We start from the raw sequence: 25,179 nt of genomic DNA on the forward strand, positions 1-25,179 counted from the left end.
CTAATGGAGGCTTTTTCATGAAAATCTACAAAGTCGGCGGTGCGGTGCGTGATCGCCTGCTGGGCATCAAGGTCACCGATATCGACCGTGTCGTCGTAGGTGCAACCACCGAAGAGATGCTCGCCAAAGGCTATAAGCCCGTAGGGGCCGATTTCCCGGTATTTCTCGACCCGAAAAACGGCGATGAGTACGCCCTCGCCCGCACCGAACGCAAGAGTGGCCGAGGCTACGGTGGCTTTGTGTTTCACGCGAGCCCCGATGTCACGCTGGAGGAAGACCTGATTCGTCGCGACCTGACCATCAATGCCATGGCAGAAGACGATGACGGCACCCTGACCGACCCTTATCACGGCCAACGCGATCTTGAAGCGCGCATTTTGCGTCATGTTTCCCCCGCGTTCGCCGAAGATCCTCTGCGAGTGCTCCGCGTCGCCCGCTTTGCCGCACGTTATGCACACCTGGGTTTCAAGGTCGCACCCGAGACGCTGGAATTGATGCGCCAGCTCAGTGAGTCCGGCGAACTGGAGGCCCTTACCCCCGAGCGCAGCTGGAAGGAAATCTCCCGCGCACTGATGGAGGATCAGCCACAGGTTTTCATCCAGGTGCTACGCGACTGCGATGCGCTGAAAACCCTGATACCGGAGGTAGATGCCCTGTTCGGCGTACCGCAACCCGAAGCCCATCACCCGGAAATAGATACTGGCGTACACACCTTGAGCGTGCTGGAACAAGCTGCATTGTACAAACAGCCGCTGACCGTACGCTGGGCCTGCCTGCTGCACGATTTGGGCAAGGGCCTGACGCCTGTGGATAAGTTGCCGCAGCATATTGCCCATGAGCACCGTGGCTTGAAGCTGATCAAGGCGGTGAACGAACGCTTCAAGGTACCGAGGGATTGCCAGGAATTGGCCTTGCTGGTGGGGCAATATCATACCCATGGGCATCGAGCGCTGGAGCTGAAAGCCTCGACTTTGCTGGAGTTGCTGCAAAGCTTTGACGTGTACCGCCGGCCGCAACGCTTCGAAGAATTTGTGATGGCCTGCGAAATGGATGCCCGGGGCCGCAAGGGTCTTGAGCAGCGCAGTTATTCACAGGCGGATTATTTGCGCGGCGCGGCGAAGGCTGCAAGCGAAGTACCGGTCGCACCACTGCTGGAAAAAGGTTTCAAAGGCCCCGAGCTGGGAGAAGCGCTCAAGCGCGAACGGCTGAACGCGCTGAAAGCCTACAAGGAACAGCCTTCACCGAAATAACGGCCTTTGTGGCGAAGGAGCTTGCTCCCGCTGGAGTGCGAAGCGCTCCCAAAATAGTGGGGCTGCTGCGCAGCCCAACGGGAGCAAGCTCCCTCGCCACGGCAAGCTCGGCTTCTACAGGAGGGTGTCCGGTGTAAGTTGCTGGCCTTGCCACTCGAAGCGGACAGGCGCCAGCACCTGATCGATCTGCGCATCGCGCCACAGCTCGGCCATTGTCTTGCCCGCCTCAGGGTGAACACGGTCCGGCGCCATCATCGACAGCGGCCACAATACAAAGGCGTTTTTCAGAATTTCGGCTCGCGGCAGGATCAATCCGTCAAAATCCCCCACCAAGTCGCCATACAACAGCACATCGATATCCAGCGGCAACCCTTTGCGACCAGGTGCATACCGGCCATTATCGGCCTCGATGAGCTTGAGTCGACGGTCCAGCTCCATTAACGGCAGGTCGGTATAGGCCGACACCACCAGGTTGAAAAACGGCCCGCTCTTGATACCCACCGGCTGGCTCTCGAACACCGCCGAGCAGCGCATCTGCGTCAGGAACCCTGCCAGCGCATCCAGGCCGGCACATAGACGGCTCTCGCGCTCGATGTTGCTGCCAAGCCCGAGGTAAACCTGAGTCAACGACATCCGCGCTCGATCTCCACGCCCACGCCCTTGGCAGCGGGCACCGCGCCTGGCTTGGTCAACTTGAGGTGCAACCAGGGAATCTGGAATTCGCTCATCAGCACTTCGGCCAAGCGCTCGGCAAAGGTTTCCACCAACTGATACTGGGACTGCTCGGCAAAGGCCTGGATACGCGCGGATACACTGGCGTAGTCCAGCGCCAGGGTCAGGTCATCACCCGCGGCGGCCGGGCGATTATCCCAAGCAAAGCTCAGGTCCAGGCGCAGGCATTGACGGATGCCGCGCTCCCAGTCGTAGGCACCGATCACGGTGTCCACTTCCAGGCCTTCGATAAACACTCTGTCCAAGCACTCTTCTCCGCAGCACGACAAGGGCGCGATGCCCCGTTAGAATCAGGGCGTCCTCGCCCGGAATAGTTAGCATGTTTTGGTCACTGGCGATTTTCGCCTACCTGCTCGGCTCGCTGTCCTTCGCCATTTTGCTCAGCCGCCTGACGGGAAATCCCGATCCGCGAATGAGTGGTTCAGGCAATGCCGGCGCCACCAATATGTTGCGCCTGGCCGGCAAGAAACTTGCCGTCCTGACCCTGCTGGGCGACGTTTGCAAGGGCCTTCTGCCCGTGCTGATCGCCAGTCTCGCCGGCCTTACTTTGCAACAGCAGGCCTGGGTGGGCATATGCGCCGTCCTCGGTCACCTGTTCCCATTGTACTTCCGCTTTCGCGGTGGCAAGGGTGTCGCCACCGCGGCCGGGATGCTGCTGGGCATCTACCCACCGGCAGCATTGCTGGCCATGCTCGCCTGGCTGCTGACGTTCTACCTGACCCGTACCAGCTCGTTGGCCGCGCTGATTGCCACGCCGCTTACCCTGCCGCTGTTGGCCTGGCAGGCACCGCAGGCGTTACTGCCGATGAGCGTGCTGACACTGCTGATCGTCTGGCGCCACCGCGGCAATCTACGCGACCTGTTTGCCGGGCGCGAACGGCATTTTTAAATACGCCGGGCGAAACCGGTTCACGTAAGCCCTACAGCGGCGGCAACTGCTCCATCGGCCAGCGCGCCTGCACGCTGATCGCCAGGCTTTCATGCTGCCCGGCCTGCAAGCGCTGGCAGCCGGCGTAGGCAATCATCGCGCCGTTGTCAGTGCAGAATTCCGGGCGGGCGTAGAACACATGGCCTTGCATGTCGCCGAGCATTTTTTCAAGCGAACTGCGCAACGCCTTATTGGCGCTGACGCCGCCTGCGATCACCAGCCGCTTCATACCTGCCTGCTTGAGGGCGCGCTTGCACTTGATGGTCAAAGTCTCTACCACGGCCTGCTGGAACGCCAGTGCGATGTCGCAACGGGCTTGCTGACCGTCGTCCCCGGCGCTGACGCTCTGCTGCCAGGTATTCAGCGCGGACGTTTTCAAACCGCTGAAACTGAACATCAGCCCCGGCCGATCACACATCGGACGCGGGAAAACGTAGCGCCCGGCGACGCCTTTCTCGGCCAGACGGGCGATTTCCGGACCACCAGGATAGTTAAGCCCCATCATCTTCGCGGTTTTGTCGAACGCTTCACCGGCGGCATCATCCAGGGACTCGCCCAACAGCGTGTATTGGCCGATTCCATCGACCTGAACCAACTGCGTATGACCACCCGACACCAACAAAGCGACGAACGGGAACTCTGGAGGTGTTTTTTCCAACATCGGCGCCAGCAAATGGCCTTCCATGTGGTGCACGCCAAGGGCGGGAATACCCCAGGCAAAGGCCAGCGCCTGGGCGCAAGAAGCCCCAACCAGAAGGGCTCCGACCAATCCGGGGCCTGCCGTGTAGGCGATGGCGTCGATCTCGGTCGGCACACAGCCGGCCTCATCCAGCACCTGGCGAATCAACGGCAGCATGCGTTTGACATGATCACGGCTGGCCAGCTCCGGAACCACGCCGCCATAGGCGCGGTGCAGGTCGATCTGACTGAACAGTGCATCGGCCAAAAGCCCGCGTTCACTGTCGTATAGTGCGACTCCGGTTTCGTCGCAGGAGGTTTCAAGTCCCAGTACTAGCATGGGTTTGCGCCTTGTAGAGGCTGAATTCGAAGGCGCGCATAATAGTCGCCACTCCCCCTCCCGACTAGCGGTTTTCGATCAGAGGCTTTGCATTCCGGCCAATGAGGGGTTAACATCCGCAACCCTTAAAAACCGACGACCTCAGCCGCGAATTTTTTGCGACGAGAACGTTGATTCCCGGTAATGAAAGAAGGTAGCTCTGGATGCCAGCCGTCAAAGTAAAAGAGAACGAACCCTTCGACGTAGCTCTGCGTCGTTTCAAGCGCTCCTGCGAAAAAGCCGGTGTTCTGGCTGAAGTTCGTAGCCGCGAATTTTATGAGAAGCCAACTTCTGAGCGTAAGCGTAAAGCAGCAGCCGCTGTTAAGCGTCACGCCAAGAAAGTTCAGCGCGAACAGCGCCGCGCCGTTCGTCTGTACTAATACACAGACGTTCGTAGCAAGCTTCTGCCAAGCCCGGCCCTCAGCCGGGCTGTTGGCATTTGCGGATATCGCTTGATGCTTCACCGTCGACGCCGCACATGCGACCGAGACACTGCTTCACACGTCAGGGCTGGCTCTTTTGCCAGCGGTGCACGTCTCTTCTGACGAGCCTAACAAGGCTACTGACGAGCACACCTATTCTTCAAGCAGACGATCAACTGTATCGGCTGTGCCCATCGATGCGTTTCCGAGGCCCACCATTGGCCAAGACCGGACGCCCGGGCAACATTTCCATGCCGAACACTGATCAGAAACTACCCTCAGTGAATATTCGGCAGATACACTTCCTGAAGACCCATGCAGACGATGATGATCAAGCACTCCATACGTGCGCTTGAACACTTCACGGGCCCTCATTTACACGCAGTGATGACGAGAACGCCATGGCCGGGCTGATTCCCCAGAGCTTTATTGACGACCTTCTGAACCGCACCGACATCGTCGATGTTGTCAGCTCACGCGTACAGCTGAAAAAAGCCGGCAAAAACTACACCGCCTGCTGCCCGTTCCATAAAGAAAAAACGCCGTCATTCAGTGTCAGCCCCGACAAGCAGTTCTATTATTGCTTCGGTTGCGGCGCTGGCGGCAACGCCCTCGGCTTCCTGATGGACCACGACAACCTGGACTTTCCCCAGGCCGTCGAGGATCTGGCAAAAGCCGCGGGCATGGAAATCCCCCGGGAAGAAAGTGGCCGCCCGCACAAACCCCGGCAACCCACCGATTCGCCGCTGTATCCGCTGCTGACCGCGGCCGCCGACTTCTATCGCCAGGCGCTTAAAAGCCATCCGCAGCGCAAGGCCGCCGTTGACTACCTCAAGGGCCGCGGCCTCACCGGTGAAATCGCCCGCGACTTCGGCCTCGGCTTCGCCCCGCCCGGCTGGGACAACCTGTACAAACACCTGAGCAGCGACACCCTGCAGCAAAAGGCCATGATCGATGCCGGCCTGCTGATAGAAAACGCCGAGACCGGCAAGCGTTATGACCGTTTCCGCGACCGCGTGATGTTTCCGATCCGCGACAGCCGTGGCCGCATCATCGCCTTCGGTGGCCGCGTACTCGGGGACGACAAGCCCAAGTACCTGAACTCCCCGGAAACCCCGGTGTTCCACAAGGGCCAGGAACTCTACGGCCTGTTCGAAGCGCGCAAGAACAACCGCAACCTCGACGAAATCATCGTGGTTGAAGGCTATATGGACGTGATCGCCCTGGCCCAGCAAGGTCTGCGCAACGCCGTGGCAACCCTGGGCACCGCCACCAGCGAAGAGCATTTGAAGCGCCTGTTCCGCGTTGTGCCCAGCGTGCTGTTCTGCTTTGACGGCGACCAGGCCGGCCGTAACGCCGCCTGGCGTGCGCTTGAGGCCACACTGTCAAGCCTGCAGGACGGGCGCCGCGCACGCTTCCTGTTCCTGCCCGAAGGCGAAGACCCGGATACCCTGGTCCGTTCGGAGGGTACCGACGCGTTCCGTGCGCGCATCAATCAACATGCGCAGCCGCTGGCGGATTATTTTTTCCAGCAATTGACCGAAGAAGCCGACCCGCGCTCGCTCGAAGGCAAGGCTCATATGGCCACCCTCGCTGCGCCATTGATCGACAAGGTGCCAGGCGCCAATTTGCGCACGCTGATGCGCCAGCGCCTGCTGGAAATTACCGGTTTGAGTGGCGAAGCCGTGAGCCAGCTGGTGCATAGCGCACCGCAAGATGCGCCGCCAGCCTACGATCCAGGCATGGATTACGACGCCATGCCGGACTATGCCGACTTTCACCAGCCTCAGGAGGCCTTTGCCCCCCAACAGGAGTGGACGCCGAAAAAGCCCGGGGCCGGCGGCAAGAAATGGGACAAGAAACCCTGGAGCAAAAACGGCAAGCGCGGTGATCGCGATGAAGCCTACGCTCCACGCACACCCGTAGCAGTGGAAGCCCCGACGCTTATTGCGCTGCGTACGCTGATTCATCACCCACAACTGGCCGGCAAGGTTGAAAGCGCCGACCACTTTGCCAACGAAAGCAACACCTACGCCCAGGTGCTGATTGCCCTGATCGAGGCGGTGCAGAAAAATCCCAAGCTAAACTCAATCCAGCTGATGGCTCGCTGGCACGGCACGGAACAAGGCCGTTTATTGAAAGCATTGGCGGAAAAGGAGTGGCTAATTGACGGCGACAACCTTGAACAACAGTTTTTAGACACCATTAATAGGTTATCTGCGGGTCAACACACTCAGACCCTCGATGAGCTCATTAAGAGAGCAAGGCAGCCGGGATTGTCGGCTGAAGAGCAGATTCAGATAGCAAAACAGATGCGCGACCTCTTAAAACAGAATGTTTACGCATCAAACCCGACCTCAGCTGGCGTGTGAGGTCATAGCTCGGGTATAATCCTCGGCTTGTTTTTTGCCCGCCAAGACCTTCAGTGGATAGGGTGTTATGTCCGGAAAAGCGCAACAGCAGTCTCGTATCAAAGAGTTGATCACACTTGGTCGTGAGCAGGGTTACCTGACTTACGCGGAGGTCAACGACCACCTGCCTGAGGATATTTCAGATCCAGAGCAGGTGGAAGACATCATCCGCATGATTAACGACATGGGGATCAACGTATTCGAAGTCGCGCCAGATAAGGATTCCCTTATGCTGGCCGACGCTGATACCGACGAGGCCGCCGCTGAGGAAGCTGCTGCCGCGCTGGCTGCAGTAGAGACCGATATCGGCCGCACGACGGACCCGGTGCGCATGTATATGCGTGAAATGGGTACTGTCGAGCTGCTGACACGCGAAGGCGAAATCGAAATCGCCAAGCGTATCGAAGAGGGCATCCGTGAAGTGATGGGCGCAATTGCGCACTTCCCAGGCACGGTTGACCACATTCTCTCCGAGTACACCCGCGTCACCACCGAAGGTGGCCGCCTGTCCGACGTCCTGAGCGGTTACATCGACCCGGACGACGGCATTGCGCCGCCTGCCGCCGAAGTACCGCCGCCTGTCGACGCCAAAGCCGCGAAAGCGGATGACGACGCCGAAGACGACGACGCCGAAGCCAGCAGCGACGACGAAGATGAAGTCGAAAGCGGCCCGGACCCAATCGTCGCGGCCCAGCGTTTCGGTGCGGTTTCCGATCAAATGGAAATCACCCGCAAGGCCCTGAAGAAGCATGGTCGCTCCAACAAGCAGGCAATTGCCGAGCTGGTGGCGCTGGCTGAGCTGTTCATGCCGATCAAGCTGGTGCCCAAGCAATTCGAAGGTTTGGTCGAGCGCGTTCGTAGCGCCCTTGAGCGTCTGCGTGCACAAGAGCGTGCAATCATGCAGCTGTGCGTGCGTGATGCCCGTATGCCGCGTACCGACTTCCTGCGCCAGTTCCCGGGCAACGAAGTTGACGAAAGCTGGACCGACGCACTGGCCAAGGGCAAGGCGAAATACGCCGAAGCCATCGGCCGCCTGCAGCCCGATATCATCCGCTGCCAGCAGAAGCTGACTGCGCTTGAGACCGAAACCGGTCTGACGATTGCTGAAATCAAGGACATCAACCGTCGCATGTCGATCGGTGAGGCCAAGGCCCGCCGCGCGAAAAAAGAGATGGTTGAAGCGAACTTGCGTCTGGTGATCTCGATCGCCAAGAAGTACACCAACCGTGGCCTGCAGTTCCTGGACCTGATCCAGGAAGGCAACATCGGCTTGATGAAAGCGGTAGACAAGTTCGAATACCGTCGCGGCTACAAGTTCTCGACTTATGCAACCTGGTGGATTCGTCAGGCGATCACTCGCTCGATCGCCGACCAGGCCCGCACCATCCGTATTCCGGTGCACATGATCGAGACCATCAACAAGCTCAACCGTATTTCCCGGCAGATGTTGCAGGAAATGGGTCGCGAACCGACCCCGGAAGAGCTGGGCGAACGCATGGAAATGCCTGAGGATAAAATCCGCAAGGTATTGAAGATCGCTAAAGAGCCGATCTCCATGGAAACGCCGATTGGTGATGACGAAGACTCCCATCTGGGTGACTTCATCGAAGACTCGACCATGCAGTCGCCAATCGATGTCGCCACCGTTGAGAGCCTGAAAGAAGCGACTCGTGACGTACTGTCCGGCCTCACCGCCCGTGAAGCCAAGGTACTGCGCATGCGTTTCGGCATCGACATGAATACCGACCACACCCTTGAGGAAGTCGGTAAGCAATTTGACGTGACCCGCGAGCGGATCCGTCAGATCGAAGCCAAGGCACTGCGCAAGTTGCGCCACCCGACGCGAAGCGAGCATCTGCGCTCCTTCCTCGACGAGTGATACCAGAACCCCCGGCCCAGGCCGGGGGTTTTGTTTTGCACAGATAAAATTCCCCGCAACACCCCTCCCCTGAAATGCCCGTCTACACTCGAACTATTCCCCGTGCCATAACGAGACCGTTATGCCCAGATTGCCGACCGTGTTGCTACTGTCGCTGCTGACCTGGACCGCAACGGCTGGCGCGTTGACTCTCACGGAGGATGAGCGTAGCTGGTTGGCGGACCATCAGGAGCTTCGCCTTGGGGTGGACGCGTCCTGGCCCCCCTTTGAATACCGTGATGAGAATGGTCGTTACCAGGGCCTGGCTGCCGACTATGTGCGCCTGATCCAGGACCGACTGGGTGTCAGGATCAAGCTGATCGAACCGGCAAACTGGACCGCTGTACTTGAACAAGCCCGGAGCAACCAGCTCGACTTACTACCCGGCATCATGTCCACTCCGGAGCGCCAAAGCTACCTGGCCTTTACACGCCCCTACCTCGACTTTCCCATCGTCATCCTTGCCCATGAAGGCGGCGCGAAACCACGCAACCTAAAGGGTTTGTACGGGCTGAAAATTGCCGTGGTGGAAAACTATGCGCCCCATGAATTGCTGCGCACTCACCACCCGGACCTGAATCTGGTGGCGATGCCCAACGTCAGTTCTACGCTGCAAGCCCTGGCCACCGATGAAGTGGATGCCGTCGTCGGCGACTTGGCGTCCAGCGTCTGGAGCCTGCGCCAACTCAAGCTCGATGGCTTGTACGTCAGTGGCGAAACGCCCTATCGCTACCAATTGGCAATGGGCGTCCCGCAGGAACAGAAAATGCTGGTGGGCATCCTGGACAAAGTCCTCGCCGACCTTAGCTCAGCCGAAACCGATGCGATCCAGCAACATTGGGTCGGCAGCTTCACCGATCACCGCACCTTCTGGGTCGACCTGCTGACGTACGGCCTGCCCGCTGTATTGTTGCTCAGTACCGTGCTGGCGGTGGTCATTCGGATCAATCGCCGGCTCAGTTCGGAAATCTCCCGCAGGGTCGCCCTCGAACAAGAACTGCGCAGCAGCGAATACCACTATCGCGGCCTGGTAGAGAGCTTGTCCGCCATCGCCTGGGAAGCGAGCATCAGCGATTTCACCTACAGCTATGTATCGCCCCATGCCGAAGATTTGCTCGGCTATCCGCGCGCCCACTGGCTGATTCCGGGCTTCTGGCGCAACATCATTCACCCGGCCGACCTCACGCGCACCGAAGCGTATTGCTACCGGGAAACCCGTGCCAATCGTGATCACAGCGTCGATTACCGGGTCATCACGGCGGACGGCCGTTGCTTGTGGGTGCGCGATATTGTCAGCCTGATTGAACACGGACATGAGCCAGTGCTGCGCGGCCTGATGATCGATATCAGCGAAGCCAAGCGCACGGAGGAAGCCCTGCAACTGTCCGAGCAGAAGTTTGCGTCGGTGTTCCAGCAATGCCCCGACATTCTGGTGATCGCCAGGCTATCCGATGGCTGCCTGCTGGAGGTCAACAAGGCATTCGAGGACCAGATTGGCCTGACCGCCGACGAGGTTGTGGGCAAAGCCGCCTCAGATCTGAATATATGGCGCATTCAGGGCGTCGGGCCGGATTTGCTGCAGCGGGTACAGACCACCAGTATCCGCAACCTGGAAATGTCCTTTCTGCGCAGCAACGGCCAAGCGTTTACGGGGCTGATCTCAGCTGAGCCTTTCCAACTCGACACCACCGAAGCTCTGGTGGTGGTGGTGCGCGATATCACCCAGCTCAAGGAAACCCAACAGCAGCTGCAAACCTCCGAAGAGAAATTCGCCAAGGCGTTCCATGCGTCCCCCGACGGCTTGCTGCTGAGTCGCCAAAGGGATGGCCTATTGATTGAGGTGAACGAAGGTTTCAGCCATCTGACCGGCTTCACCAGCGCCTCTTCGCTCGACCAATCAACCCTGGACCTGGGTATCTGGGTCGATCTCAACGAACGCAAGCACATGCTGGAATTGATGCAGCGCGACGGCTTCGTGCGTGATTTCATCTGCCATATCCGTCGCGCCGACGGCCAGCTTCGCCTCTGCGAAGTCTCCAGTCGCCCGCTGCCCATCGGTGACGAAGACTGCATGCTGACCATCGCTCGGGACATCACCGAACGCCAGCAGATGCAGGAAAAACTGCAACAGGCCGCCACGGTATTCGAGAGCACCGCTGAAGGCGTTTTGATCACCGACACACGACAGAACATCAGTGCCGTCAATCGCGCCTTCAGTGAGATCACCGGCTACAGCGAAATCGAAGCACTCGGCCATACCCCGCGCCTGCTCGCCTCGGGCCTGCATGACAGCGCATTCTATGCGGCGATGTGGCACCAATTGACGGCCCATGGACACTGGCAGGGAGAGATTTCCAACCGCCGCAAGAACGGCGAGGTGTACCCAAGCTGGCTGACCATCAGCGCCGTGCGTAACCGCGACCAATTGATCACGCACTTCGTTGCCGTGTTTGCCGACATCTCCAGCCTCAAGCTGGCCCAGGCACGCCTGGACTATCAGGCCCACCACGACCCGCTGACCGGTCTGCCCAACCGCACCCTGTTTGAAAATCGACTGCAGGCCGCCCTTAACGGCCAGCAGGAAAGCGGCAGGCAAGGCGCGGTGTTGTTTCTTGACCTGGACCGTTTCAAACACATCAACGACAGCCTCGGCCACCCGGTCGGCGACCTGCTGCTCAAAGACATCGCCGTACGCCTCAAGCAGCAACTGCGCGACGTCGACACCGTTGCCCGCCTGGGCGGGGATGAATTCATCATCTTGCTGCCCGGCTTGCAGCAGGCCGGCGATGCCCAGTATCTGGCGAACAAACTGCTCGACTGCTTTACACCCCCATTCCAGGCCGGTGACCATGAGTTTTTTATCAGCGCCAGTATTGGCACCAGCCTTTACCCACAGGATGGCACCGACGTCGCCACTCTGGTCAAGAACGCCGATGCTGCGATGTATCGCTCCAAGGCCAAGGGCCGCAACCGTGTCGAAAGCTATACCCGCGACTTGACGGCCCAAGCCAATGAACGCGTAGCGCTGGAGCACGAGCTGCGCCGTGCCATCGAACGTGAAGAGCTGAGCCTCTATTACCAACCCAAGCGCAGCCTGTTGACCCAGGAGCTGATCGGCGCCGAAGCCCTGATCCGCTGGCATCACCCGACCTTGGGCGACGTCCCGCCCGAACACTTCATCGCCCTGGCCGAAGAGAACGGCACGATCCTGCAGATTGGCGACTGGGTGCTGGAACAAGCCTGTCGGCAGTTGCACGCCTGGCAAGAGGCTTTCGACGATTTCGGGCCACTGTCGGTCAACCTCGCAGGCGCGCAACTGCGTCACCCCAACCTGTTGTCACGCATCGAACAACTGCTGCGCGATTACCGCCTTGAACCTGGCTGCCTGCAATTGGAGATCACCGAGAACTTCATCATGAGCCAGGCCGAAGAAGCCCTGGGGGTTCTGCATCAACTCAAACGCTTGGGCGTCCAGCTGGCGATCGATGATTTTGGCACCGGCTACTCGTCCCTCAGCTACCTCAAGCGCCTGCCCCTGGACTTCCTCAAGATCGACCAATCCTTCGTTCGAGGCCTGCCCGACGATCCCCACGACGTCGCCATCGTGCGCGCCATCATCGCGCTGGGCCACAGCATGCAATTCACCATCATTGCCGAAGGCGTGGAGACCCCCGCACAGCAAACATTCCTCGCCGCCGAAGGCTGTGAACAGATGCAAGGCTACATCGTCAGCCTGCCCCTGCCGCCGGAGCTTTTTGCCGCGAGCTTCCTTCGTACGAAGCTGGAGGATTTTTCGGATGGCACAGTGAACAAACCATCGTTATAATCCGCGACCTACTGAGGGCCTATAGCTCAGTTGGTTAGAGCAGGGGACTCATAATCCCTTGGTCGCAGGTTCGAGTCCTGCTGGGCCCACCAACTTGAAAGCCGCGCATTGCGCGGCTTTTGCGTGTCTGGTGTAACGGTTCTTTCGGCCGGACCCAGCCTGTACCATGCGTACTCATTGTCGTCCGCACCGGAGTCCCCCCCTTGCCCGCCCTAGACGAAATCGACCGCCAACTGATCGCCGCCCTGCAGCTCAACGCCCGCGAAAGCGTGGCCATGCTTGCCCGGCAACTGGGGATTGCACGCACCACAGTCACTTCACGCCTGGCACGCCTGGAGAAAACCCAGGTGATCACCGGTTACGGCGTGCGCTTGGGCCAGCGCGTCGCGGATGGGGGTTTGCAGGCTTATGTGGGGATTACCGTGCAACCACGCTCAGGCAAAGAGGTGCTGCGCAGGCTGAGTGCCATGGCGCAGGTGCAGCAGTTGTGTGCGGTCAGCGGCGAATTCGATTACGTGGCCTGGCTGCGCACCGATTCGCCGGAGCAACTGGACCAACTGCTCGACCAGATCGGCAGTGTCGACGGTGTGGAGAAAACCACCACCTCGATCATCCTCAGCAACAAATTGGATCGCGGACAGCCAATCTGATCGATAACTTCGTCATATTGACAAAAATCAGTGCAATCCGACGACACATTGCGTCTTATTAACGAGCGCTACGCTCCCTAAACTGGCTGCCATCTTTTCCTATACTCAACGGGCCATATCCCGCCGAGCCGTCAGTAAGGTCAGCCATGAGCATTCCGTCCAGCACTATCAGCAAGACCAATCGTCACCCAGCAGACGGCAAGAAACCCATCACCATTTTCGGCCCGGATTTCCCGTTCGCATTTGATGACTGGATCGAGCACCCCGCCGGGCTGGGCAGTATTCCCGCCGCCAACCATGGGGCCGAAGTGGCGATCGTGGGTGCCGGTATCGCTGGTTTGGTCGCGGCCTACGAGCTGATGAAGCTGGGGCTCAAGCCAGTGGTGTATGAAGCCTCGAAGATGGGTGGCCGCTTGCGCTCCCAGGCCTTCGAAGGCGCCGAAGGCATCATCGCCGAGCTGGGCGGGATGCGTTTCCCGGTGTCGTCGACGGCGTTCTACCATTACGTAGACAAGTTGGGGCTGGAAACCAAACCCTTTCCCAACCCGCTGACCCCGGCGTCCGGCAGCACTGTGATTGATCTGGAAGGCCAGACCCACTACGCACAAAAACTCTCCGACTTGCCTGCGCTGTTTCAGGAAGTGGCCGATGCCTGGGCCGATGCACTGGAAGCCGGCTCGCAGTTCGGCGATATCCAGCAGGCGATCCGCGACCGTGATGTACCGCGGCTCAAAGAACTGTGGAACAAGCTCGTGCCGCTGTGGGATGACCGTACCTTCTACGACTTCGTCGCGACCTCCAAGGCCTTTGCCAAGTTGTCGTTCCATCATCGCGAGGTGTTTGGCCAGGTCGGCTTCGGCACCGGCGGCTGGGACTCGGACTTCCCCAACTCCATGCTGGAAATCTTCCGCGTGGTGATGACCAACTGCGACGACCATCAACACCTGGTCGTTGGCGGCGTAGCGCAAGTGCCCATGGGCATCTGGCGTCATGTGCCGGAGCGCTGCGCCCATTGGCCGGCCGGCACCAGCCTCAGCTCGCTGCATAGAGGCGCACCACGGGCAGGGGTCAAACGCATTGCTCATGCGGCCGATGGCCGTTTCGCCGTCACTGACAACTACGGTGATACCCGCGAGTACGCCGCGGTGCTGACCACCTGCCAAAGCTGGCTGCTGACCACCCAGATTGAATGCGACGAAACCTTGTTCTCGCAAAAAATGTGGATGGCCCTGGACCGCACGCGCTACATGCAGTCGTCGAAAACCTTCGTGATGGTTGACCGCCCATTCTGGAAAGACAAAGACCCGCAAACCGGTCGCGACCTGATGAGCATGACCCTCACCGACCGCCTGACCCGCGGCACCTATCTGTTCGATAATGGCGACGACAAGCCCGGGGTGATTTGCCTTTCCTACTCGTGGATGAGCGACGCCCTGAAAATGCTACCCCAGCCTATCGACAAGCGGGTAAAGCTGGCCCTGGACGCGTTGAACAAGATCTACCCCAACGTCGATATCAAGGCACGCATCATCGGCGACCCGATCACGGTTTCCTGGGAAGCCGACCCGCACTTCCTCGGGGCCTTCAAAGGCGCACTGCCCGGCCACTATCGCTACAACCAGCGGATGTACGCGCACTTCATGCAGAAAGACATGCCCGCCGAACAACGCGGGATTTTCATCGCCGGTGACGACGTATCGTGGACGCCCGCCTGGGTCGAAGGCGCCGTACAAACCTCGCTCAACGCGGTGTGGGGCATCATGACCCACTTCGGTGGCAGCACCCACCCAGAGAACCCGGGCCCCGGCGATGTGTTCGATGAAATCGGGCCAATCGCCCTGGCCGAGTAAGGAGCTGAACATGCGTGTCGCCCTGTACCAATGCCCGCCGCTGCCGCTGGATGTGGCCGGTAATATCCAGCGCCTGCGCCAACTGGCGCAAGAGGCATCCGACGCCGATGTGCTGGTGCTGCCAGAGATGTTTCTCTCGGGCTATAACATCGGCGCCGAAGCCGTTGGCGCGTTGGCCGAGGCGCGGGATGGGGAGTCTGCCCAAGCCATTGCCGAGATCGCGCAAAACGCCGGGCTGGCCATTCTTTACGGCTATCCGGAGCGGGCTGACGATGGGCAGATCTACAACGCCGTCCAGTTGATCGACGCCGAGGGTCAGCACCTGTGTAACTATCGCAAGACCCACCTGTTTGGCGATCTGGATCACGCCATGTTCAGCGCAGGCGACGATGATTTTCCCGTGGTAGAACTCAACGGCTGGAAGCTGGGGTTTCTGATTTGCTACGACCTGGAGTTTCCGGAAAATACCCGGCGTCTGGCCCTGGCCGGCGCCGAATTGATTCTGGTGCCCACCGCCAACATGGTGCCGTTCGATTTTGTCGCCGATGTCACCGTGCGTTCGCGGGCCTTTGAAAACCAGTGCTTTGTGGCCTATGCCAATTACTGCGGGCACGAAGGCGAGATTCATTACTGTGGACAAAGCAGCATTGCCGCACCGGATGGCCAACGTATCGCCCAGGCCGGCCTGGACGAAGCCTTGATCGTCGGCACCCTGGATCGCCAGTCAATCCTCAGCGCCCGCGCCGCCAACCACTACCTGCAAGACCGCCGCCCCGAACTCTACGGCGCGCTGCACAAGCCCTGACCCCACGGGTTTGCTAGCATAGGCACTTCTCACGCCTCGGAAGTGCCCATGCCTGCGCCGGTTCACCCTCACCCCGTTCATCTGACCCTGGCCAATGGCCTGCGAGTATCCCTGCGCCATGCGCCGCGCTTGAAGCGCTGCGCCGCCGTTCTGCGCGTGGCTGCCGGCAGTCACGATGTGCCATTGGCCTGGCCGGGGCTGGCACACTTTCTTGAGCATTTGCTGTTTCTCGGTACCGAGCGTTTTCCGGCCGGGGAAGGATTGATGGCCTACGTGCAGCGCCTCGGTGGGCAGGTCAATGCCAGTACCCGCGAGCGAACCACCGAGTATTTCTTTGAGCTGCCGGTATCGGCCTTCGCTGACGGGCTGGCGCGGTTGGCAGACATGGTGACTCATCCACGCCTGACGCTCGACGATCAACGACGTGAACGCGAAGTGCTGCACGCGGAATTCGTGGCCTGGTCCGAGGACGCCAGGGCACAACACCAAGTTGCGTTGTTGCAAGGTTTAGCGGCCGATCACCCGCTGCGAGGATTCCATGCCGGCAACCGCGACAGCCTGACGGTGGAAAGCGACGATTTTCAGCAAGCCTTGCGCGAATTCCATAGGCATTTCTATCAAAACGGGCAGATGACCTTGAGCCTCGCCGGTCCGCAATCGCTGGCAGATTTGCAAACCCTTGCCCAGCAGTTCGGTGACGAACTGATTGCCGGCCCCCTGCACCCGCAAACCGCGCCACCACCCCTGATGCACGGCCAGGCACGCAGCTATCAACACACCGCCAGCCAGCACCTGCATCAGGTCATCATCTGTAACGCCCCCCGCCAAGCACTGGAGTTTCTCTGCACCTGGCTCAACGCTTCGGCGTCGGGCGGGTTGTTGGCCGAACTGAAAGCTAGCCAACTGGCCAGCGCGCTGCATGCGTCTGTGCTGTACCACTACGCGGACCAGGCGGTGCTGGATATCGACGTTACCCTCGATAGCGACCACCAACCGGCGACGCAGATCGAAGCCTTGTTGTATGACTGGCTGAGCTTTTTCGCACACAGCGACTGGAATCCATTACGTGAAGAGCTTGCCTTGCTCAATGCGCGTCAACAGCAGGTTCAAGGCGCCCTGACATTGGCTCGCGACGACAGCAAAGACCTGTCGGATCAAGGCATTGCATCCCTCAAGGCCATGCTTGCATCGCTGCATCTGCCCGCGTCTGAACACAGTTGGCAACTCCCACCGGGCAACCCCTTTCTTCGTCCGCCGGCCAAGGAAGAACGCGCCGGTTTGATCCGCGGCCAAACCAGCGCCCATCGGGGCTTGCGTACCTTTGCCCAGGATCGCTTACGGGGCCGGAGGGAGTTATCGGCGCTGACCTTCAGCAACGCACTGGCAGGTGACACCGACGAAGGCGCGCTGTACCTGCATTGGCGGTTTGACGCTGCCGTACCCGCCGGATTGGAAAGCCTGTTGCAGCCGTTGCGCGAGCAAGCCCGTCAAGCGGGTGTCGAGTTGTCTTGCGAAACCATTGGCAACGATTGGCGGGTGAACATGCACGGCCTTCACGAACCGATGCCGGCCGTGCTCGAAGCGTTGGCGCGCTGCCTGAGCAGCTCGGATGCACATCTGTCATCATCGACGCCCCCGCCGATGATCGCCATTCGCGAACTCATCAAGGCGTTGCCGACTTGCTGCGTCGGTGTTTCAGCCGACTCCTCGGAGACACCAGCGTCGTGGTCCACCGCTCACTGGCAGGGGCTGGGTGCGGGTTTGCCGGCAGCCTGTGAAGCGGCGATCAAAATCGCCGCCGCCCGCTTGCCAGGGCAGCCGGCCAACATTCAATGCACACCTGAAGTTCTCAACGGGCAGCGGATCTGGCACCCGGTGAACACCGCATCCAGCGACGCTGCGCTGCTGCTTTTTTGTCCAGTGCCGAGCCAATCTCTCGTCGATGAGGCCAACTGGCGGCTGCTCGGGCATATGCTCCAGGGCCCGTTCTACCAACGTTTGAGAGTTGAGCTGCAAATCGGCTACGCCGTGTTCAGCGGCATCCGACAAGTCAACGGGCAAACCGGCCTGTTGTTTGGCGTGCAATCGCCCAGCCTGTCACTGGGCAGGATCGCCGAACACCTGCAAGCCTTCCTGCAACAACTGCCGTCTTTGATCGAACGCAGCGCAGACGTGGGCAATCAGCCTCTTGCGCAGCAATTCACGGCGCAGGCACTCCCCGTCAGCCAAGCCGCCGATTTGCTTTGGCACGCGCAGTTGGCGGGTCATTCGTCGAGTTACCTGGATCAACTTCAACACCTGATCCAAAGCCGCACACGCGAGGACTTGCAGCACGCAGCCCAACAACTCCTTGAAGCAGCAGGCGGCTGGCGTTGCGTGGCTAACGGCCCGCGTATCAGCGATGACTGGCAAGCGGCACAATGATCGTTGCCAACCCTGCAACAGGCTTTTTCCATCGAGACAGCGCTAACTTGAAAAGAATTGCGTAACATTGCGCAGCAATATCTGAACATCTCCAGTGGGAGGTGGACTATATGTATTACTTGGTAGTGAACGTCCCATCCCTTGATAGGAGTAAGAATATGACCTGGTCCAAACCTGCTTACACTGATCTGCGTATTGGTTTCGAAGTCACCATGTACTTCGCCAGCCGTTGATTGGCTGAGTAATACAACGCCTCGGTTCGCCCGGGGCGTTTTTGTTTTGAGCTGCGCTTGATGGAGAGATCATGTTTGTCCAGATTCTAGGTTCCGCCGCCGGCGGTGGCTTCCCGCAGTGGAACTGCAACTGCGTGAACTGCGCAGGCTTTCGCGATGGCAGCCTGCGGGCCCAGGCGCGCACCCAGTCGTCCATCGCGATCTCCGACGACGGTGTGAATTGGGTACTGTGCAACGCGTCGCCGGATATCCGCGCGCAACTCCAGGGCTTTGCGCCCATGCAACCCGGGCGCGCCCTGCGCGATACCGGTATCAGCGCAATCATCCTGATGGACAGCCAGATCGACCACACCACTGGCCTGTTGAGCCTGCGGGAAGGCTGCCCGCATCAGGTATGGTGCACCGACATGGTCCATGAAGACCTGAGCACCGGGTTCCCGTTGTTCACCATGCTGACCCACTGGAACGGCGGCCTGGCCTGGAACCGCATCGAACTGGACGCCAGCTTCACCATCCCGGCCTGCCCCAACCTGCGTTTCACCCCACTGCCGTTGCGCAGCGCAGCGCCGCCCTACTCGCCGCACCGCTTCGACCCGCACCCCGGTGACAACATCGGCCTGATCGTCGAAGACCTGCGCACCGGCGGTAAACTGTTCTACGCACCGGGCCTGGGCAAGGTCGACGCGCCGCTGCTGGATATCATGGGCGGCAGCGATTGCCTTTTGGTAGACGGCACGATGTGGGATGACGATGAAATGCAGCGCCGTGGCGTCGGCACCCGCACCGGTCGCGAGATGGGCCACCTGGCGCAGAACGGCCCGGGCGGTATGCTCGAAGTGCTGGAGCAGTTGCCCAAGCAGCGCAAGGTGCTTATCCACATCAACAATACCAATCCGATCCTCGATGAAGATTCCCCCGAGCGAGCCGAGTTGGTGCGGCGCAATGTCGAAGTGGCGTACGACGGCATGAGCATTGAATTGTAGGAGCCACTGAAATGACTGACACACCGCTGACGACCGCCGAGTTCGAAGCAGCCTTGCGGGCCAAGGGCGCCTTCTACCATATCCATCACCCCTACCATGTGGCGATGTATGAAGGCCGCGCTACCCGCGAGCAGATCCAGGGCTGGGTCGCCAATCGCTTCTATTACCAGGTGAACATCCCCCTGAAAGACGCCGCGATCCTGGCCAACTGCCCGGACCGTGAGATCCGCCGCGAGTGGATCCAGCGTTTGCTCGACCACGACGGCGCACCGGGGGAAGACGGCGGTATCGAAGCCTGGCTGCGCCTGGGCCAGGCCGTTGGCCTCGACCCGGACCAGCTGCGCTCCCAGGAACTGGTGCTGCCCGGCGTACGCTTCGCGGTGGACGCCTACGTCAACTTCGCCCGCCGCGCCAGTTGGCAGGAAGCTGCCAGCAGCTCGCTGACCGAGCTGTTCGCGCCGCAGATCCACCAATCGCGCCTCGACAGCTGGCCGCAGCACTACCCGTGGATCGACCCGGCCGGCTACGAATACTTCCGCACCCGCCTGGGCCAGGCTCGTCGCGATGTGGAACATGGCTTGGCGATCACCTTGCAGCACTACACCACCCGCGAGGGTCAGGAGCGCATGCTGGAAATTCTCCAGTTCAAACTGGATATTCTATGGAGCATGCTCGATGCAATGAGCATGGCCTACGAACTCAAACGCCCGCCCTATCACAGCGTGACCGAGCAGCGGGTGTGGCATAAAGGGATCACCCTATGAGCTTTGATCGCAGCAAAATACCGACCTGGCGCCAGGGCTACCGTTTCCAGTATGAGCCTGCGCAAAAAGGCCATGTGTTGCTCTATCCGGAAGGCATGATCAAGCTCAACGACAGCGCCGCGTTGATCGGCGGTTTGATCGACGGCGAGCGCGACGTGGCAGCCATCATCGCCGAGCTGGACCAACAATTCCCCGGCGTACCGGAGCTCGGTGAAGACATCGAGCAATTCATGGAGGTCGCCCGTGCTGAGCACTGGATCACCCTTGCCTGAAAAACCCGCCATCGGCTTGCCGCTGTGGCTACTGGCAGAGTTGACCTATCGCTGCCCGCTGCAGTGCCCGTACTGTTCCAACCCGCTGGATTTCGCCGAGCAGGGCAAAGAGCTGAGCACCGAGCAATGGATCAAGGTGTTTCGCGAAGCCCGCGAGATGGGTGCCGCACAGCTGGGGTTTTCCGGGGGTGAACCACTGGTGCGACAGGACTTGGCCGAACTGATCGCCGAGGCCCGCAAGCTGGGCTTCTATACCAACCTGATCACCTCCGGTATCGGCCTGACCGAGCAGAAAATCAGCGACTTCAAAAAGGCCGGGCTGGACCATATCCAGATCAGTTTCCAGGCCAGCGACGAACAGGTGAACAACCTGTTGGCCGGCTCGAAAAAAGCCTTCGCGCAAAAGCTGGAAATGGCCCGTGCGGTCAAGGCACACGGCTACCCGATGGTGTTGAACTTCGTCACCCATCGGCACAATATCGACAAGATCGACCGCATCATCGAGCTGTGTATCGCGCTGGAAGCGGATTTTGTCGAACTCGCCACCTGCCAGTTCTACGGCTGGGCGCAGCTTAATCGCGTGGGCTTGTTGCCGACCCGAGACCAGTTGGTGCGCGCCGAACGCATCACCAATGAATACCGCGCCAAACTGGAAGCCGAAGGTCATCCGTGCAAGCTGATCTTCGTGACACCGGATTATTATGAAGAGCGTCCGAAAGCCTGCATGAACGGCTGGGGCAGCATCTTTCTGACGGTGACACCGGACGGCACCGCCCTGCCCTGTCACGGCGCGAGGCAGATGCCGGTGCAGTTTCCCAATGTGCGCGACCACAGCATGCAGCACATCTGGTACGACTCGTTTGGTTTCAATCGCTTTCGCGGCTACGACTGGATGCCCGAGCCCTGCCGCTCATGCGATGAAAAGGAAAAGGATTTCGGCGGCTGCCGTTGCCAGGCGTTCATGCTCACCGGTGACGCCAGCAATGCCGACCCTGTATGCAGTAAGTCCGAGCAGCACGGCATCATCCTGCAGGCACGGGAAGAAGCCGAACATGCCACCCAGACCATCGAGCAACTGGCCTTTCGCAATGAGCGCAACTCACGGCTCATTGCAAAAGGCTGAGGGCTTCAACGCTTGGCGATGATGTACACCGCGTGGATGATGCCAGGGAAGTAACCGCACAGGGTCAGCAGGATATTCAGCCAGAATGCACCGCCGAAGCCTACTTGCAGGAACACACCCAGTGGCGGCAGCAGAATAGCGATGATGATACGAATAATGTCCATGGGTCAGCTCCAGAAAATCGGCTCGTGTGAGCCGTGTAGCTAATCGACATTGGCGGTTCGTGAGGGTTCAGTGGATTCTGGCATCGGGCCATCTCACGCCAGAATCTGCAGACCATGCTTCTTCACGACGCTCAACAACTTGAGTGCCATGCCGCTGGGCCGTTTCTCGCCCGACTCCCATTTTTTGACCGTGGAAGCACTGGTGTTCAGGTAGCGGGCAAATACAGGTTGGCTGACATGGCTGCTTTCACGCAGTTGCTTGATCTGTTCGGCAGGGATTTGGTCCGGCATGGCAGATAAGCATGCTTCATCATATTCTCGAAGCGTGGTTTTGCTGATGGCGCCGATGGCATGAAGCGCTTCGGCAGACTGATGAATGGACTCAAGCGCCTCACTTTTATACTTCTTGGTCATGATGTATCTCCACAAACTCCCTGAGATCCAGCATGCGCTGAATCTGTGCTTCGTTTAACCCTTCATAAGTTTTGGCAAGTGTTCGAAACCAGACAAGTTCGCTCTGCGTTATATTGCTTTGATCCTGCTTCGCGAACAGAAACTGATAAACCCAATAATGCCTGCCCTTGGCCAATACAACAGACCGATGCCGATTCTGGTTGAGACGTTTTTTCCAGACACCACCTCCCAGATTATCTGCCTGCCCCCTCAACATTTCGCCAAACGCCTTCCTCAACTCAGAATCGCAGATCCAGACTTTAGTGGCCGCCTCGGCAAATCGCCTTGTTTTGAACAACCTGAGCCTCATGGAGATCCCTTCCTAAAACATACCACCCAGTGGTATAGATTAAAAGTCGAGCACGTCGTGCCCCTCCGGCAGTCCTTGCCGACGCTCGCTAAAAAGCCATCGTTTCCAAAGAGACTCAATAAACGTTTTCACACCAGAAATTACTCAGGCAAAAAAACGCCCCCAGCCAAAAGAATCAGGCTGAGGGCGCCGCGTATACCGCGAGACGGTTCAGGAAGTGGACGGTTAAACGGCAATGCCCTTTCGGCATTGCAGTTGCGCGGTGCGCACCCGTGAGAAGGCGCGGGCCAGGCGCAGGAGCATTTCGTCGATGTTGCTTTTGCTCACCGTCAGCGCCGGTGTGAAGCGCAGGCAGTCGGGTTGCGGCGCGCTGAGGATCAGTCCCTCTTGCAGCGCGGCTTTTACCACCGCATCCGCAGAATCATCCGATAAGGTAAGCCCCCACATCAGGCCATTCCCGCGCAATGGGCCATGGCCGTAGCGATAGGCCAGACGGGCAAGCCCTTCGCCCAGGTGACAGCCCAACACGCGTACATGCTCAAGAAAACCGGGCTCAAGCACGGTATCGGTGACGGCCAAGCCAGCCGAGGCCATCAATGCATTGCCATGATGGGTACCTTCCAGCTCACCCACTTCAAAGCAACAGGCCTTGCCCCGTGCCAGCAGCGCCGCCAACGGCACACCGCCGCCCAGGCCCTTGCCCAGGGTGATGATGTCGGCATGCACGCCGTACTGTTGCTCGGCAAGCAAGGTGCCACAGCGGCCCATGCCGGTTTGCACTTCGTCGAGGATCAGCAGGATCCCCAGTTCGCGGCACAGCCGCTCGACGCCTTTGAGATAGTGTTCGGTCGCCGGGATCACGCCGGCTTCGCACTGGATCGGTTCCAGCAGAATGGCCACCGTCTGGGCATCCACGGCAGCATGCAGGGCGGGAAGATCATTGAAGGGAACGTGACTGAAGCCCGACAATTGCGGTTCGAAGCGGTTTACCAAGGTACCAGCCGAAGCGGCTAGCGTAGCGAAGCCATGTCCATGGCAACCGTTGCTGGCGCTGATAATGCGATAGGCCCCGCCACGGTGCAGTTGCCCCCACTTGCGCGCCAGTTTGATTGCCGCCTCGCAGGCTTCCGCGCCGCTATTGAGCAGGTAAGCCTGGTCACTGCCGGTATGCTGGCAAAGACGCTCGACGAGATTGAGTTGGGCACGGTTATGCAGGCCATTGCCGGGATTGATCAGCGCCTGGGTTTGCGCAGCCAGGGCCTTGATCAATACCTGTGGGCTATGGCCCAGGCTGTTGGCGGCATTGCCTTGGCTGAAGTCCATATAGGCACGCTCATCACTGTCCCACAGCCACGAGCCCTGGCCTCGCACAAACACTTGAGGTGGGCGCGCCACAGTGGGCATCAAATGCTCGGTTGAATGCGTGTCGCGTGGGGCATCCTGGATCAGGTCATCCAGGCTCGGGGCGGGGCGGCGGATGTTGAACAGATTCACAACTTACCCCCGTTGGCAACCTGACCTTGGTGGTTACGGCCGGACCATTGCACCTGAGGTTTTTTTGCCTTGCCTATGTAAACGCTATCAACAAAAACGCTGTTCATTGTCCGATCCGGCCCTGTAAGCCCTGCGAATAGGCGCTAGACTAGGCGTCTCGGGGGCCAGCGGCCATTTCGATTTTCCAGCTTTTTCGATAAGTAAGCCTTATGGATTTCAAGCAACTGCGTTATTTCGTCGCGGTGTATGAGGAAGGCCACGTAGGGCGTGCTGCGGAGCGTCTTTCGATCTCGCAACCGGCCTTGTCACAACAGATTCGCCAGCTGGAGCAGAACCTTGATGTAAGTCTGTTCGAACGCAGCAGCAAGCGGCTGCTGCCGACCCTGGCGGCGCACACCTTATACAACCACGCGTTGCCGCTCATTGATGGCATGCAGCAAGCCGTCGAAGCGCTACGCAACTTCAAGGGCCAGGCCATGCGGACCCTGGCCATCGGCGTGCTGCAAACCGTGCACACCAGCCTGGTGCCGCAAATGCTTGAGCGCGTGCGCAAGGCCCAGCCTCATTTGGTGGTGCAGATTTACGAGCTGACGGGGCTTGAGATTGAGCGGCGGTTGCTCAACGGCTCCCTCGACATTGGCATCAGCTACCTGCCACCACGCCAGCCGGGCCTGCACGGTGTGCTGCTGTATGAAGATGAGTTGAAGGTGGTGATTCCCGACGACCATCCGCTGCGCGAATTCAAGAAAGTCTCGCTCAAACAAGCTGCCGAGTTACCGATGCTGCTGTTGGGGGAGGAGTTTCAAGTCAGGCAGATCTGGCAGGGCCAGTTGGCCAACCTGGGGCGGCGCCCGCAGGTGCAAGCGGAGCTCAACACCATGGTGGGAATACTCGACAGCCTGCCCCACACCAAGCTGGCGACGGTGCTACCGGGGCGTTCCCAGGACGAACACAACAGCCAGGCGCTTTTGTGGAAACCCTTGAGCGAACCGAGGGTGCCATTGAAGGTGGGGCTGGTCTGCCGCGATGTGCAACGCCAACAGGCCACCGTCGCATTGCTGCGCACCCTGCTGGAAGACGTGATGAATGCCCCGCAGGCAAGCGCCTGAC

The 25,179-nt window shown here is 59.6% G+C and carries 23 protein-coding genes and 1 tRNA gene; 17 read left to right on the forward strand and 7 right to left on the reverse strand.

The features are described 5' to 3' along the window. Positions 1-17 precede the first annotated feature (17 nt). Positions 18-1,250, forward strand: a complete 1,233-nt coding sequence (locus tag FW800_RS24260; protein ID WP_446438619.1) for a multifunctional CCA addition/repair protein — start codon at positions 18-20, stop codon at positions 1,248-1,250. A gap of 114 nt (positions 1,251-1,364) precedes the next feature. Here the strand turns inward: FW800_RS24260 and folK are convergent, their stop codons facing one another. Then, the gene (gene folK, locus FW800_RS24265) at positions 1,365-1,883 is read right to left on the reverse strand and encodes a 2-amino-4-hydroxy-6-hydroxymethyldihydropteridine diphosphokinase (protein ID WP_446438620.1); all 519 of its coding nucleotides are present in this window, start codon (positions 1,881-1,883) and stop codon (positions 1,365-1,367) included. Further along, a complete protein-coding gene (gene folB / locus FW800_RS24270; protein ID WP_015886183.1) occupies positions 1,874-2,227 on the reverse strand; it encodes a dihydroneopterin aldolase in 354 nt (117 codons plus the stop codon). The genes folK and folB overlap by 10 nt, the downstream gene beginning before the upstream one ends. 74 nt (positions 2,228-2,301) lie before the next feature. On the opposite strand from folB, the gene plsY reads away from it, so the two are divergent. Then, positions 2,302-2,871: a glycerol-3-phosphate 1-O-acyltransferase PlsY gene (plsY, locus tag FW800_RS24275; protein WP_005792062.1), complete on the forward strand. Its 570-nt coding sequence runs from the start codon at positions 2,302-2,304 to the stop codon at positions 2,869-2,871. 31 nt (positions 2,872-2,902) lie between these two features. Here the strand turns inward: plsY and tsaD are convergent, their stop codons facing one another. Next, entirely contained in the window at positions 2,903-3,928 is a 1,026-nt protein-coding gene (gene tsaD, locus FW800_RS24280; protein WP_005792063.1) for a tRNA (adenosine(37)-N6)-threonylcarbamoyltransferase complex transferase subunit TsaD, read from the reverse strand. Positions 3,929-4,131: 203 nt separating this feature from the next. On the opposite strand from tsaD, the gene rpsU reads away from it, so the two are divergent. The 14 genes from rpsU to pqqE all read left to right on the forward strand — a co-directional run bounded on the left by rpsU (position 4,132) and on the right by pqqE (position 21,648). After that, the gene (gene rpsU, locus FW800_RS24285) at positions 4,132-4,347 is read left to right on the forward strand and encodes a 30S ribosomal protein S21 (protein ID WP_002551877.1); all 216 of its coding nucleotides are present in this window, start codon (positions 4,132-4,134) and stop codon (positions 4,345-4,347) included. Between the two features lie 443 nt (positions 4,348-4,790). Then, a complete protein-coding gene (gene dnaG / locus FW800_RS24290; protein WP_005792066.1) occupies positions 4,791-6,761 on the forward strand; it encodes a DNA primase in 1,971 nt (656 codons plus the stop codon). Between the two features lie 67 nt (positions 6,762-6,828). After that, on the forward strand, positions 6,829-8,679 hold the full coding sequence (gene rpoD, locus FW800_RS24295) for an RNA polymerase sigma factor RpoD (protein WP_005792068.1): 1,851 nt from the start codon (positions 6,829-6,831) through the stop codon (positions 8,677-8,679). Between the two features lie 121 nt (positions 8,680-8,800). Further along, positions 8,801-12,544: a bifunctional diguanylate cyclase/phosphodiesterase gene (locus FW800_RS24300; RefSeq protein ID WP_032879171.1), complete on the forward strand. Its 3,744-nt coding sequence runs from the start codon at positions 8,801-8,803 to the stop codon at positions 12,542-12,544. A 15-nt stretch (positions 12,545-12,559) separates the two neighbouring features. After that, a tRNA-Ile gene (locus FW800_RS24305) sits at positions 12,560-12,636 on the forward strand. Positions 12,637-12,747: 111 nt separating this feature from the next. Beyond that, entirely contained in the window at positions 12,748-13,194 is a 447-nt protein-coding gene (locus tag FW800_RS24310) for an Lrp/AsnC family transcriptional regulator (RefSeq protein ID WP_003194755.1), read from the forward strand. Between the two features lie 167 nt (positions 13,195-13,361). After that, positions 13,362-15,044, forward strand: coding sequence for a flavin monoamine oxidase family protein (locus FW800_RS24315; RefSeq protein WP_032803990.1), 1,683 nt, complete (start codon positions 13,362-13,364; stop codon positions 15,042-15,044). A gap of 10 nt (positions 15,045-15,054) precedes the next feature. Then, positions 15,055-15,849 carry a carbon-nitrogen hydrolase family protein gene (locus FW800_RS24320; protein WP_122735994.1) on the forward strand — a complete coding sequence of 265 codons (795 nt, stop codon included), beginning with the start codon at positions 15,055-15,057 and terminating at the stop codon, positions 15,847-15,849. A 48-nt stretch (positions 15,850-15,897) separates the two neighbouring features. Beyond that, complete coding sequence (pqqF, locus tag FW800_RS24325) at positions 15,898-18,273, forward strand: pyrroloquinoline quinone biosynthesis protein PqqF (protein WP_446438621.1); 2,376 nt, start codon at positions 15,898-15,900, stop codon at positions 18,271-18,273. Positions 18,274-18,431: 158 nt separating this feature from the next. Beyond that, on the forward strand, positions 18,432-18,506 hold the full coding sequence (gene pqqA / locus FW800_RS24330; protein WP_003194766.1) for a pyrroloquinoline quinone precursor peptide PqqA: 75 nt from the start codon (positions 18,432-18,434) through the stop codon (positions 18,504-18,506). 71 nt (positions 18,507-18,577) lie between these two features. Beyond that, on the forward strand, positions 18,578-19,489 hold the full coding sequence (gene pqqB / locus FW800_RS24335; RefSeq protein WP_005792074.1) for a pyrroloquinoline quinone biosynthesis protein PqqB: 912 nt from the start codon (positions 18,578-18,580) through the stop codon (positions 19,487-19,489). A gap of 11 nt (positions 19,490-19,500) precedes the next feature. Continuing rightward, a complete protein-coding gene (gene pqqC / locus FW800_RS24340; protein WP_017138042.1) occupies positions 19,501-20,253 on the forward strand; it encodes a pyrroloquinoline-quinone synthase PqqC in 753 nt (250 codons plus the stop codon). Further along, positions 20,250-20,525 carry a pyrroloquinoline quinone biosynthesis peptide chaperone PqqD gene (pqqD, locus tag FW800_RS24345; protein ID WP_032879124.1) on the forward strand — a complete coding sequence of 92 codons (276 nt, stop codon included), beginning with the start codon at positions 20,250-20,252 and terminating at the stop codon, positions 20,523-20,525. The genes pqqC and pqqD overlap by 4 nt, the downstream gene beginning before the upstream one ends. After that, on the forward strand, positions 20,518-21,648 hold the full coding sequence (gene pqqE / locus FW800_RS24350; RefSeq protein ID WP_050549385.1) for a pyrroloquinoline quinone biosynthesis protein PqqE: 1,131 nt from the start codon (positions 20,518-20,520) through the stop codon (positions 21,646-21,648). The genes pqqD and pqqE overlap by 8 nt, the downstream gene beginning before the upstream one ends. 5 nt (positions 21,649-21,653) lie before the next feature. Here pqqE and FW800_RS24355 read toward each other — a convergent pair whose 3' ends face one another. From FW800_RS24355 to FW800_RS24370, 4 genes are all read right to left on the reverse strand, one after another. Then, entirely contained in the window at positions 21,654-21,812 is a 159-nt protein-coding gene (locus FW800_RS24355; RefSeq protein ID WP_003194776.1) for a YqaE/Pmp3 family membrane protein, read from the reverse strand. A gap of 93 nt (positions 21,813-21,905) precedes the next feature. Beyond that, on the reverse strand, positions 21,906-22,226 hold the full coding sequence (locus tag FW800_RS24360) for a helix-turn-helix domain-containing protein (protein ID WP_032879122.1): 321 nt from the start codon (positions 22,224-22,226) through the stop codon (positions 21,906-21,908). Continuing rightward, positions 22,210-22,575 carry a type II toxin-antitoxin system RelE/ParE family toxin gene (locus FW800_RS24365; protein WP_032879120.1) on the reverse strand — a complete coding sequence of 122 codons (366 nt, stop codon included), beginning with the start codon at positions 22,573-22,575 and terminating at the stop codon, positions 22,210-22,212. The genes FW800_RS24360 and FW800_RS24365 overlap by 17 nt, the downstream gene beginning before the upstream one ends. 225 nt (positions 22,576-22,800) lie before the next feature. Then, positions 22,801-24,069, reverse strand: a complete 1,269-nt coding sequence (locus tag FW800_RS24370) for an aspartate aminotransferase family protein (protein WP_103735241.1) — start codon at positions 24,067-24,069, stop codon at positions 22,801-22,803. A gap of 209 nt (positions 24,070-24,278) precedes the next feature. Here FW800_RS24370 and FW800_RS24375 point away from each other — a divergent pair, with 209 nt between their 5' ends. Continuing rightward, the gene (locus FW800_RS24375) at positions 24,279-25,178 is read left to right on the forward strand and encodes a LysR family transcriptional regulator (RefSeq protein ID WP_005792083.1); all 900 of its coding nucleotides are present in this window, start codon (positions 24,279-24,281) and stop codon (positions 25,176-25,178) included. Position 25,179: the final 1 nt, after the last annotated feature.

The sequence above is a fragment of the Pseudomonas sp. 910_23 genome, assembly GCF_052850795.1.

Excerpts from the sequence above, each read along its gene's own strand:
- FW800_RS24260 (WP_446438619.1), top strand. The coding sequence starts at position 18 with ATGAAAATCTACAAAGTCGGCGGTGCGGTGCGTGATCGCCTGCTGGGC.
- folK (WP_446438620.1), bottom strand. The coding sequence starts at position 1,883 with ATGTCGTTGACTCAGGTTTACCTCGGGCTTGGCAGCAACATCGAGCGC.
- plsY (WP_005792062.1), top strand. The coding sequence starts at position 2,302 with ATGTTTTGGTCACTGGCGATTTTCGCCTACCTGCTCGGCTCGCTGTCC.
- tsaD (WP_005792063.1), bottom strand. The coding sequence starts at position 3,928 with ATGCTAGTACTGGGACTTGAAACCTCCTGCGACGAAACCGGAGTCGCA.
- rpsU (WP_002551877.1), top strand. The coding sequence starts at position 4,132 with ATGCCAGCCGTCAAAGTAAAAGAGAACGAACCCTTCGACGTAGCTCTG.
- dnaG (WP_005792066.1), top strand. The coding sequence starts at position 4,791 with ATGGCCGGGCTGATTCCCCAGAGCTTTATTGACGACCTTCTGAACCGC.
- rpoD (WP_005792068.1), top strand. The coding sequence starts at position 6,829 with ATGTCCGGAAAAGCGCAACAGCAGTCTCGTATCAAAGAGTTGATCACA.
- FW800_RS24300 (WP_032879171.1), top strand. The coding sequence starts at position 8,801 with ATGCCCAGATTGCCGACCGTGTTGCTACTGTCGCTGCTGACCTGGACC.
- FW800_RS24320 (WP_122735994.1), top strand. The coding sequence starts at position 15,055 with ATGCGTGTCGCCCTGTACCAATGCCCGCCGCTGCCGCTGGATGTGGCC.
- pqqF (WP_446438621.1), top strand. The coding sequence starts at position 15,898 with ATGCCTGCGCCGGTTCACCCTCACCCCGTTCATCTGACCCTGGCCAAT.
- pqqB (WP_005792074.1), top strand. The coding sequence starts at position 18,578 with ATGTTTGTCCAGATTCTAGGTTCCGCCGCCGGCGGTGGCTTCCCGCAG.
- pqqC (WP_017138042.1), top strand. The coding sequence starts at position 19,501 with ATGACTGACACACCGCTGACGACCGCCGAGTTCGAAGCAGCCTTGCGG.
- pqqD (WP_032879124.1), top strand. The coding sequence starts at position 20,250 with ATGAGCTTTGATCGCAGCAAAATACCGACCTGGCGCCAGGGCTACCGT.
- FW800_RS24355 (WP_003194776.1), bottom strand. The coding sequence starts at position 21,812 with ATGGACATTATTCGTATCATCATCGCTATTCTGCTGCCGCCACTGGGT.
- FW800_RS24360 (WP_032879122.1), bottom strand. The coding sequence starts at position 22,226 with ATGACCAAGAAGTATAAAAGTGAGGCGCTTGAGTCCATTCATCAGTCT.
- FW800_RS24365 (WP_032879120.1), bottom strand. The coding sequence starts at position 22,575 with ATGAGGCTCAGGTTGTTCAAAACAAGGCGATTTGCCGAGGCGGCCACT.
- FW800_RS24375 (WP_005792083.1), top strand. The coding sequence starts at position 24,279 with ATGGATTTCAAGCAACTGCGTTATTTCGTCGCGGTGTATGAGGAAGGC.